The sequence below is a fragment of the Pseudomonas sp. p106 genome (genome assembly GCF_003936645.1).
Lineage (GTDB): Bacteria > Pseudomonadota > Gammaproteobacteria > Pseudomonadales > Pseudomonadaceae > Aquipseudomonas > Aquipseudomonas putida_E.
In genome coordinates, this window is record NZ_RHQR01000018.1 from 39,824 (window position 1) to 49,248 (window position 9,425).

Consider the following 9,425-nt stretch of genomic DNA (forward strand, 5'->3'; position numbering starts at 1 on the left):
GATGCCGTTGACCCACATCGAGGCGATGTACAGCACGGTGCCGATGGTCGCCAGCCAGAAGTGCGCGTTGATCAGGCCCACGCTGTGCATCTGATCGCGGCCATACAGGCGCGGGATCATGTGGTACACGGCGCCGATCGAGATCATCGCCACCCAGCCGAGCGCGCCGGCGTGTACGTGGCCGATGGTCCAGTCGGTGTAGTGCGACAGCGAGTTCACGGTCTTGATGGCCATCATCGGGCCTTCGAAGGTGGACATGCCGTAGAACGCCAGCGATACCACGAGGAAGCGCAGGATCGGGTCGGTGCGCAGTTTGTGCCAGGCACCGGAGAGGGTCATCATGCCGTTGATCATGCCGCCCCAGCTCGGCGCCAGGAGGATGATCGACATCACCATGCCCAGCGACTGCGCCCAGTCGGGCAGCGCGGTGTAGTGCAGGTGGTGCGGGCCTGCCCAGATGTACAGGGTGATCAGCGCCCAGAAGTGGACGATCGACAGGCGATACGAGTAGATCGGCCGCTCGGCCTGCTTGGGCACGAAGTAGTACATCATCCCCAGAAAGCCGGTGGTGAGGAAGAAGCCCACGGCGTTGTGGCCGTACCACCACTGGATCATCGCGTCGGTGGCGCCGGAGTAGGCCGAGTAGGACTTGAACAGGCTCACCGGCAGCGAGATGTGGTTGACGATGTGCAGCATCGCGGTAACCACGATGAAGGCGCCGTAGAACCAGTTGCCGACGTAGATGTGCTTGGTCTTGCGCTTGACGATGGTGCCGAAGAACACCAGCCCGTAAGTCACCCAGACGATGGCCAGCAGGATCGCCAGTGGCCACTCGAGCTCGGCGTATTCCTTGGTGGTGGTGTAGCCCATCGGCAAGGTGATCAGCGCACCGACGATCACGGCCTGCCAACCCCAGAAGGTAAAGGCGGCCATGCTGTCGGAAATCAGCCGGGTCTGGCAGGTTCGCTGCACCACGTAGTAGCTGGTGCCGAACAACGCACAGCCGCCGAAGGCGAAGATGACCAGGTTGGTGTGCAAGGGGCGCAGGCGGCCGAAGCTGGTCCAGGGCAGGTCCAGGTTCAGTTGCGGCCACACCAGCTGCGAGGCGATGAAAACGCCCAGGCCCATGCCAAGGATCCCCCAGACCACCGTCATGATGGCGAACTGGCGGACGACCTTATAGTTATAAGCAGTCGGACTGATTGCTGTGCTCATTCTAAGGTTCCACGGTTTTGGTGTTCTTGTTGGTTGAAAAATCGGCGCCAGTATCGATAACCGCCAGGGTTATGGCAACGCAAGGAGCCCTGCGCCGACCCGTGTCCGGGCCCTTATGCCGGTGTCCCGCGGCAATAGGGTTCGGGCGATTGTACACAAATAAATATTTGTAATGTGTACCGTTTTTCATCTTTTTCTGATCGATCGGTCAAGCTTTTTTTCCAGGCGGCGTCAGGCGATGCACCGCGTCTGCTTCGCTGGATTGACAGCGAAGGCCACTGTGGCAACAAGCTTAGTTCTGTTCGGAGGGGGTGCAAGGCGGGGCTAGGGGCGGGGAGGTGCTGGGGCCGCTTTGCGGCCCCGGGGTGTTACTTGGCAGTCACGGTTGCAGGCATATCACCCTGCGAAAGGCTGTACACATAAGCCGCCAGCAAATGCACCTTGTCGTTGCCCTGGATATCCACCTGGGCCGGCATTTGCCCCTGGCGGCCATAGCGAATGGTCTGCTGCAGCTGGGCAAAGCTCGAACCGTAGATGAACGCCTGCGGATGGTTCAGGTTAGGCGCGCCCATGGCTGGGGTGCCATTGCCCTCGGGCCCGTGGCAGGCCACGCAGTTGCCGGCGAAGATCTCCTTGCCCTTGGCCACATCAGCCTTGGCGCCTTCCGGCAGGCTGCGGCCATCGAGGTTGCTCAGCACGTAGGCGGCTACATCCGCCACGCCCTGTTCGCCGATCACCTCAGCCCAGGCGGGCATCACGCCGTGGCGGCCATTCATGATCGACGCCTTGATGGTTTCGGGCTCGCCGCCCCAGCGCCAGTCGTTGTCGGTCAGGTTGGGGAAACCATAGGCGCCTTTGGCGTCCGAACCGTGGCACACCGAGCAGTTGGAGGCGAACAGGCGGCCGCCCATCTTCAATGCCTGCGGGTCCTTGGCCACTTCCTCGACCGGCATGGCCGCGTATTTGGCGAAGATCGGGCCGAACCTGGCGTCGGCCTTGTCCATTTCCTTCTGCCATTCGTTCGCGCCGGTCCAACCATTCTCGTAGCCGGGCAGGACGCCCTTCCAGTTGCCCAGGCCCGGGTAGAGGATCAGGTAGCCCACCGCGAACACCAGGGTGCCGACGAACAGCCAGAACCACCACTTGGGCAGCGGATTGTCATACTCCTCGATGCCGTCGAAGCTGTGCCCCATGGTCTGGTCGGTGGTGTTGCTGCTCTGGCCCTTGCGGGTCGACAGCAGCAGCCAGGTCAGGCCGATCAGGCTGCCGATGGTCAGTACGCAGATGTACGTACTCCAGAAGGTAGTCATTGGGGATTACTCCTCATGCCAGTGTCCTGCCCGGCAGAGGGCAGGCGGTCGTCGACGAAGGGCAGCAGGCGCGCTTCGGCGAAATCATGGTCGCGGCGGCGGTTGAACACCCACAGCGAAAGGCCGATGAAGGCAATCATCACCACCAGGGTGCCCACGCCGCGGATCATGCCGATATCCATTTCCATCGCACTCACCTCTTGTTCTTGATCGCGGTGCCGAGCACCTGCAGGTAGGCGACCAGGGCGTCCATCTCGGTCTTGCCCTTGACCGCATCACGCGCACCGGCAATGTCCTCGTCGGTGTACGGCACCCCCAGGGTGCGCAGGGTGCGCATCTTGGTGTCGGTGTGGCTGTTGTCGACCTGCTGGGCGACGAGCCATGGGTAGGACGGCATCTTCGACTCCGGTACCACGTTGCGCGGGTTGTACAGGTGCGCGCGGTGCCAGTCGTCGGAGTAGCGCCCGCCGACCCGGGCCAGGTCCGGGCCGGTACGCTTGGAGCCCCACAGGAACGGGTGGTCCCACACACTTTCACCGGCCACCGAGTAGTGGCCGTAGCGTTCGGTCTCGGCGCGGAACGGGCGGATCATCTGCGAGTGGCAGCCCACGCAACCTTCGCGGATATAGATATCGCGGCCTTCAAGCTGCAGCGCGGTGTAAGGCTTCATGCCTTCGACCGGCTTGTTGGTGACGTCCTGGAAGAACAGCGGGACGATCTGGGTCAGGCCGCCGATGCTGACGGCGAACACCATCAACAGGGCCAGCAGGCCGACGTTTTTTTCGATGACTTCATGTTTCATCAGGCAGGTCTCCTCAGGCCAGCTGGGCGTTGGCAGGGGCGGCCTCGGTGGCCGGTGCACGTACGGTGCGCCAAGTGTTCCAGGCCATCAGGAACATGCCACTGAGGAAGATCGCGCCACCGACGAAACGCACGATGAAGCCCGGATGGCTGGCCACCAGGGTTTCCACGAACGAGTAGGTGAGCGTGCCGTCGCTGTTCACCGCGCGCCACATCAGGCCCTGGGCGATGCCGTTGACCCACATCGAGGCGATGTACAGCACGGTGCCGATGGTCGCCAGCCAGAAGTGCGCGTTGATCAGGCCGATGCTGTACATGCGTGCCTTGCCGAATACTTGCGGAATGGTGTGGTACAGCGCGCCGATGGAGATCATCGCCACCCAGCCGAGGGCGCCGGCATGCACGTGGCCGATGGTCCAGTCGGTGTAGTGGGACAGGGCGTTGACCGTCTTGATGGCCATCATCGGGCCTTCGAAGGTGGACATGCCGTAGAACGCCAGCGATACCACGAGAAAGCGCAGGATCGGGTCGCTGCGCAGTTTGTGCCAGGCACCGGACAGGGTCATCATGCCGTTGATCATGCCGCCCCAGCTGGGGGCCAGCAGGATCAGCGACATCACCATGCCCAGCGACTGCGCCCAGTCGGGCAGCGCGGTGTAGTGCAGGTGGTGGGGGCCGGCCCAGATGTACAGGGTGATCAGCGCCCAGAAGTGGACGATCGACAGGCGATAGGAATACACCGGGCGTTCGGCCTGCTTGGGCACGTAGTAGTACATCATCCCCAGGAAGCCTGCAGTGAGGAAGAAGCCCACGGCGTTGTGGCCGTACCACCACTGCACCATGGCGTCGGTGGCCCCGGCGTAGACCGAGTACGACTTGGTCAGGCTGACCGGCAGTTCGAGGTTGTTGATGATGTGCAGCATGGCCACGGTCAGGATGAAGGCACCGAAGAACCAGTTGCCGACATAGATATGCTTGGTGGTGCGCTTGATCAAAGTGCCGAAGAACACGATGGCGTAGCAGACCCAGACGATGGTGATCAGGATGTCGATCGGCCATTCCAGCTCGGCGTATTCCTTGGAGCTGGTGTAACCCAGCGGCAAGGTAATGGCCGCCAGCAGGATGACCAGTTGCCAGCCCCAGAAAGTGAACGCGGCCAGCCCTGGTGCGAAGAGGGTGGTCTGGCAGGTGCGTTGCACCGAATAATAGGAGGTGGCGAACAGTGCACAGCCGCCGAACGCGAAGATCACCGCATTGGTATGCAGTGGGCGCAGGCGGCCGAAGCTGGTCCAGGGGAGGTCGAAGTTCAGGGAAGGCCAGGCGAGCTGGGCGGCGATGAAGACGCCGAGCCCCATCCCGACGATTCCCCACACCACCGTCATGATGGCGAATTGGCGGACCACCTTGTAGTTATAGGCGGTACTGCTGGTTGTGTTCATGTATGGGTTCCCATCCACGGTTATTGGCAGGCTTTACAGCGAGGCAAGCATGATTAATGGGCAACGTGCCGGTATTGACGGGGATCAATGGGCGAAGATCGGAAATGTCCCAGGCTTGCACTGCAATTCGGCGCAGAATCAGCAAGATGGCAGTGCTGCGGCGTGCCTGATCCTGGCCCATGGCGCTGGCGCGCCGATGGACAGCGGGTTCATGGATGAAATGGCGCAAAGGCTGGCGGCGCTTGGCGTAGGGGTGGTTCGCTTCGAGTTCCCTTACATGGCCGAGCGCAGGGCAGGGGGTGGCAAGCGGCCACCCAACCCACAGAAGGTGCTGCTCGAATGCTGGCGCGAGGTGTACCGGCAGGTGCGACCTTTGGTCACGGGCAAGCTGGCGATTGGCGGCAAGTCAATGGGCGGGCGCATGGCCAGCCTGCTGGCCGACGAGTTGGGTGCTGACGCGCTGGTGTGCCTGGGCTATCCGTTCTATGCCGTGGGCAAACCGGAAAAACCACGGGTCGAGCATTTGGCGGGCTTGCAGACACCGACGTTGATCGTGCAGGGCGAGCGGGATGCGCTGGGTAATCGTGAAGCCGTGCAGGGGTATGCGCTGTCACCGTCGATCGAGGTGAGCTGGCTGGTGACAGGCGATCATGATCTGAAACCGCTGAAGGCTTCGGGGTTCAGCCATGAGCAGCATTTGCAGGCGGCGGCTGAGAAGGTTGCGGGGTTCCTGTTGGAATAGCGTTGCCTTTATCGCCGGCAAGCCGGCTCCCACAGAGATATCACAGTGTTCGAACATTGTGGGGTTGCTGTGGGAGCCGGCTTGCCGGCGATGAGGCCGGTGCAGACTACCGCTTAGTCGCGGTACTCGCACAGGTAGGCAGTGTCCACCGCCACTTTCAGCTGGAACTTGCTGTCGGCGGCCACATTGAATTTGTCGCCGGCGTTGAAGATTTCCCAGTTGTCGCTACCCGGCAGCTTGACGGTCAGCGCGCCGGAAACCACATGCATGATTTCGCGCTTGGCAGTGCCGAACTCGTATTCGCCCGGAGCCATGACGCCGACGGTGGCCGGGCCTTCAGTGCCTTCGAAGGCGATCGACTTGACGGTACCATCGAAGTACTCGTTGACCTTGAACATGGGGCGACTCCTGAAAAAGAGGGGGATGAAAAAGGGCTGGCCAGTATGCCCAAGCCCATCCCCCCCGTCATCTGCTTTCAGGCGCCTCTGAGCTCAAATGCCCGGCAAGCTCAAGGGCAATAGCCGCGCGGTATTGCGGGCATCCTCCAGCGCCCGGTGCTGTTGCCCGCAAAAATGCATGCCGGCCAGTTGCAGGGCACCGTTGAGGCCCGTCGGGCGCTGCAGGTGACGAGCCTTGGCGAAGCGCTGCTTGAGGTTGATATGCGGCAGGTTGCGCAACAGGCTGTCGAGTTGATGTTGCTGCCATTCCTGCAGCAATTGCTGGCGGTCGTAATCACCCCAGCTGACCCAGGCCTGCAACTGCCCGCGATGGTGCCCCAGCCAGCGTTCGAAACGCGCCCATACCTCGGGAAATGGCGCTGCGCTGTCCACATTAGCCTGGCTGATGTGTGTCAGTTCGCGGCAAAACGGCGTCAGTTGCGGCCGCCGCCGGGGCCGCACGAAGCGCTGGAAGTGGTCTACTTCGCGGCCTTCACGGGTCACCAGGCTGGCGCCGATTTCAATGATTTCCATCTCCGTCACCGGCCAGCCACCGTCATCGGTGGTAGCTTCCAGGTCGATCACCAACCAGTGGCCCATACCAGGCTCCCTCGCCATACATGCCAAAGCAGCGTAGCCAATGTCGGGCGTCACGGCATCCCCTGGCAAAATGCCCTCACTTTGGCATAACCAGCAGTTGTGCCTTGCCAGGAAAACGCCTAGCTTAGGCGCATCCAGGTATGAACCGTGATGAGTGTCCGTCTTGACTCCAGCGCCCGGCCTGAAGGCTTTGACCACCCTGTTGATGCTGGCCGCGGTATGGCTGGCGGCACCGGTCTGGGCTGCCGACGCCATCGAGGTAAAGATCGGGGCTGCGCATTTTCCGCCTTATACGGTTCGCCCCGAGCAGGGTGCCGACACCGGGCTGCTGCCGCAACTGGTCGAAGCGTTGAACCGCCTGCAGCAAGATTATCGCTTCGTGCTGGTGCCCACATCGATTCAGCGGCGCTTTGGCGATTTCCAGCAAGGCCGCACCGACATGGCCATCTTCGAAAACCCGCAGTGGGGCTGGCAACGGATACCGCACCAGGCGGTGGACATGGGCCTGGAAGATGCCGAGGTGTTCGTCGCCAAACGGGCCGATGGCCGGGACCAGCACTATTTCGATGACCTCGCCGGCAAACGGCTGGCGCTGTTCAACGGCTACCACTATGCATTCGCCCGTTTCAACCCGGACCCCAACTACCTGCGCAAGGCCTACAACGCCACGCTGACCTATTCGCACGACAGCAACCTGCTGATGGTGCAGGCCGGCCGAGCCGACATCGCCCTGGTGACGCGCTCGTACCTCAGTGATTTCCTGGCGCGCAACCCGGCCAGTCACGACCAGTTGATGGCCTCCACGCGCATCGACCAAGTCTACCATCACTATGCTTTGCTGCGCCCCGGCGCGCCTATCAGCGACGCGCAATTGGCCGCGCTGCTGCGCCACCTGCGTGACACCGGCGAGCTGGCCCGCATCTTCCAGCCTTACCGGATCACCGTCCACGCTCCCCATGACTAAATTCCCCGATTGCAGTGACGTTTTCAGAAGTGAGCCTTTCTTTCATTTTCTGTGAGCCCTGACCATGCCGTTCGATGCCGCTTCGCAACCCTTGTCACAGCCTCGCTGGCGCAGCCTGAGCGCTGAAGAGGGCGATTGCTGGTTGAGCCTGACCCTGGAGGGCCGCCCGCTGATCCAGGTGCGCCTGGCGCCAGCCGCTACCCTGGCGGTGCATGTTGAACGCCTGTGCCCCGAACGCCCACAGCAGGCCCTGTGGGCCGCCTGTTATTGGTTGTTGTCGCGTGACCCAGCCTGCCAGCGCCTTGCCTGGCACCTGCCGCAGTCTGTACCTGAGGCCCTTGCCAGCGGCCTGCTGCTCACCACGCAACAGCCGGGCGTATACCTGTGCGAGCGCTCCATGTTCTGGCAATTGCCACAGCCCTGGCTCGGCCAGCCGGTCAGCGGCGCGTACCCGCAACAGATGCAGATCAGCAATGGCAAACGCCACCCGCGCCGCGCACCCAAGCCCCGTGGCGAGGTGTATCGGCGCTTCGATGCGCGCCTGGGGAGTTGGGTGTCGCTGCGCACCCTGGAGCTCGAACAGGACCTGGAGCGCTTCAATCGCTGGCAGAACGATCCGCGTGTGGAGCAATTCTGGCAGGAGGGCGGGTCGTTGGAGCAGCACAGCGAATACCTGGCCAAGCTGGAAGCCGACCCGCACACCGCGACCTTGATCGGCTGCTTCGACGATCAGCCATTTGCCTACTTCGAGGCTTATTGGGCCAAGGAGGACCGCATCGCGCCGTTCTATCAAGTTGACGACTACGACCGCGGCATCCACATGCTGGTGGGTGAGCAGGCGCATCGCGGTCCGCACAAGGTCGCCAGCTGGCTGTCGGCGCTGGTGCACTACCTGTTTCTGGATGACCCACGCACCCAGCGGGTGGTGGCCGAGCCCCGTGCCGACAATGGCAAGATGATCGGCTACATGCACGACCAGTGCTTCCATTGCGACAAGGAGTTCGATTTTCCGCACAAGCGCGCAGCGTTGATGATCCTGGGGCGGGAGCGGTTTTTCGATCGCTGCAGGCTGGCTTAGGGGGCGCTTCGAGCTGCAAGCTTCAAGCTGCAAGAGAAGGGCGCGTCGCCGCTGATTCATCTTGCAGCTTGCAGCTGCTTCAGGCCTGGCGGCTGGCGGTCTTGCGGCAATGAACCAGCGCATCACGGATCATGAAGTTGACCAGCGTGGGCGACACGCCCAGCTCCTTGGCGATGTCTTTCTGCGGCACGCCGTGCAGGCGGTACATCTCGAAAGCGTAACGGGTGCGCTGGGGCAGCTCGTTGAGCGCCTCGGCAATGTGCTCAAGGGCCGCCAGGTTGATGTGCGTGGCCTCGGGCGAGGCGTTCTGGATGACCACGTTCAAGCCTTCCTCTTCGCTGCCTGAGTACCTCAGCTCCATCGCCTGCTTGCGGTAATGGTCGATGGCCAGGTTGCGCACGATCTGGAACAAGTAGCTGAGCTGGGCCTTGAACGACGAGGTGATCTGGGGGGCGGCGCCGAGCCGGAAAAAAGCGTCCTGCACCACGTCTTCGGCCCGTGAGCGGCAGCCGGTGATGCGGGCTGCGATCTTGACCAGGATGCTGCGGTTGTCGACGAATGCCTGGAGTAATGGTGAATCGCACTTACTTGTGGATAGTTGTTCCGCCATGGAAATCACCTTGTCACAGAGGGGAATAGGAGCACCCCACTTGGGGAAGCTTCCTACGACGTGCGACAAACTATTCAGAATGATAATGATTGTCAAATACGAAAGTTAATGAGTATCTATTAGTTTCAGTTCTAAGCAGGCGATCGTGATGCGCGTCACTTTCCTCGCGCCTGGTCGCTGCGACTTCCCGGTAATTTCTTGCGTTGCCCATCCGTTCCCCTGTGTACAT

At 62.0% G+C, this 9,425-nt stretch carries 11 protein-coding genes; 3 read left to right on the top strand and 8 right to left on the bottom strand.

Features of this window, described 5'->3' with window-relative positions:
* The 5 genes from ccoN (EGJ09_RS20505) to ccoN (EGJ09_RS20530) all read right to left on the bottom strand — a co-directional run.
* Positions 1 to 1,215 (bottom strand): cytochrome-c oxidase, cbb3-type subunit I (gene ccoN, locus EGJ09_RS20505; protein WP_125924680.1); only part of this gene is annotated, 1,215 nt, incomplete at its 3' end.
* A gap of 368 nt (positions 1,216 to 1,583) precedes the next feature.
* Positions 1,584 to 2,525, bottom strand: coding sequence for a cytochrome-c oxidase, cbb3-type subunit III (gene ccoP, locus EGJ09_RS20515; RefSeq protein WP_046785291.1), 942 nt, complete (start codon positions 2,523 to 2,525; stop codon positions 1,584 to 1,586).
* Positions 2,522 to 2,713 (bottom strand): CcoQ/FixQ family Cbb3-type cytochrome c oxidase assembly chaperone, encoded by a 192-nt coding sequence (locus tag EGJ09_RS20520; RefSeq protein ID WP_125924652.1) that lies wholly within the window; start codon positions 2,711 to 2,713, stop codon positions 2,522 to 2,524. The genes ccoP and EGJ09_RS20520 overlap by 4 nt, the downstream gene beginning before the upstream one ends.
* 5 nt (positions 2,714 to 2,718) lie before the next feature.
* Positions 2,719 to 3,327 (bottom strand): cytochrome-c oxidase, cbb3-type subunit II, encoded by a 609-nt coding sequence (ccoO, locus tag EGJ09_RS20525; protein WP_023381403.1) that lies wholly within the window; start codon positions 3,325 to 3,327, stop codon positions 2,719 to 2,721.
* A gap of 13 nt (positions 3,328 to 3,340) precedes the next feature.
* Positions 3,341 to 4,765: a cytochrome-c oxidase, cbb3-type subunit I gene (gene ccoN, locus EGJ09_RS20530; RefSeq protein WP_012315402.1), complete on the bottom strand. Its 1,425-nt coding sequence runs from the start codon at positions 4,763 to 4,765 to the stop codon at positions 3,341 to 3,343.
* Positions 4,766 to 4,814: 49 nt separating this feature from the next.
* Here ccoN (EGJ09_RS20530) and EGJ09_RS20535 point away from each other — a divergent pair, with 49 nt between their 5' ends.
* Positions 4,815 to 5,507: an alpha/beta family hydrolase gene (locus EGJ09_RS20535; protein WP_125924653.1), complete on the top strand. Its 693-nt coding sequence runs from the start codon at positions 4,815 to 4,817 to the stop codon at positions 5,505 to 5,507.
* Between the two features lie 113 nt (positions 5,508 to 5,620).
* Here the strand turns inward: EGJ09_RS20535 and EGJ09_RS20540 are convergent, their stop codons facing one another.
* Together EGJ09_RS20540 and EGJ09_RS20545 are read right to left on the bottom strand one after the other, a co-directional pair.
* Positions 5,621 to 5,905: a pyrimidine/purine nucleoside phosphorylase gene (locus EGJ09_RS20540; protein ID WP_125924654.1), complete on the bottom strand. Its 285-nt coding sequence runs from the start codon at positions 5,903 to 5,905 to the stop codon at positions 5,621 to 5,623.
* A 93-nt stretch (positions 5,906 to 5,998) separates the two neighbouring features.
* Positions 5,999 to 6,544 carry an exonuclease domain-containing protein gene (locus EGJ09_RS20545; protein WP_046785288.1) on the bottom strand — a complete coding sequence of 182 codons (546 nt, stop codon included), beginning with the start codon at positions 6,542 to 6,544 and terminating at the stop codon, positions 5,999 to 6,001.
* 163 nt (positions 6,545 to 6,707) lie between these two features.
* Between EGJ09_RS20545 and EGJ09_RS20550 the strand changes: the two genes are divergently transcribed.
* On the top strand, positions 6,708 to 7,508 hold the full coding sequence (locus EGJ09_RS20550) for an ABC transporter substrate-binding protein (protein WP_125924655.1): 801 nt from the start codon (positions 6,708 to 6,710) through the stop codon (positions 7,506 to 7,508).
* Positions 7,509 to 7,572: 64 nt separating this feature from the next.
* Positions 7,573 to 8,586, top strand: a complete 1,014-nt coding sequence (locus EGJ09_RS20555) for a GNAT family N-acetyltransferase (RefSeq protein ID WP_125924656.1) — start codon at positions 7,573 to 7,575, stop codon at positions 8,584 to 8,586.
* 79 nt (positions 8,587 to 8,665) lie between these two features.
* Here the strand turns inward: EGJ09_RS20555 and EGJ09_RS20560 are convergent, their stop codons facing one another.
* On the bottom strand, positions 8,666 to 9,196 hold the full coding sequence (locus EGJ09_RS20560; RefSeq protein ID WP_119687510.1) for an RNA polymerase factor sigma-70: 531 nt from the start codon (positions 9,194 to 9,196) through the stop codon (positions 8,666 to 8,668).
* Between the last annotated feature and the right edge of the window lie 229 nt (positions 9,197 to 9,425).

Excerpts from the sequence above, each read along its gene's own strand:
- ccoP (WP_046785291.1), bottom strand. The coding sequence starts at position 2,525 with ATGACTACCTTCTGGAGTACGTACATCTGCGTACTGACCATCGGCAGC.
- EGJ09_RS20520 (WP_125924652.1), bottom strand. The coding sequence starts at position 2,713 with ATGGAAATGGATATCGGCATGATCCGCGGCGTGGGCACCCTGGTGGTG.
- ccoO (WP_023381403.1), bottom strand. The coding sequence starts at position 3,327 with ATGAAACATGAAGTCATCGAAAAAAACGTCGGCCTGCTGGCCCTGTTG.
- ccoN (WP_012315402.1), bottom strand. The coding sequence starts at position 4,765 with ATGAACACAACCAGCAGTACCGCCTATAACTACAAGGTGGTCCGCCAA.
- EGJ09_RS20535 (WP_125924653.1), top strand. The coding sequence starts at position 4,815 with ATGATTAATGGGCAACGTGCCGGTATTGACGGGGATCAATGGGCGAAG.
- EGJ09_RS20540 (WP_125924654.1), bottom strand. The coding sequence starts at position 5,905 with ATGTTCAAGGTCAACGAGTACTTCGATGGTACCGTCAAGTCGATCGCC.
- EGJ09_RS20545 (WP_046785288.1), bottom strand. The coding sequence starts at position 6,544 with ATGGGCCACTGGTTGGTGATCGACCTGGAAGCTACCACCGATGACGGT.
- EGJ09_RS20555 (WP_125924656.1), top strand. The coding sequence starts at position 7,573 with ATGCCGTTCGATGCCGCTTCGCAACCCTTGTCACAGCCTCGCTGGCGC.
- EGJ09_RS20560 (WP_119687510.1), bottom strand. The coding sequence starts at position 9,196 with ATGGCGGAACAACTATCCACAAGTAAGTGCGATTCACCATTACTCCAG.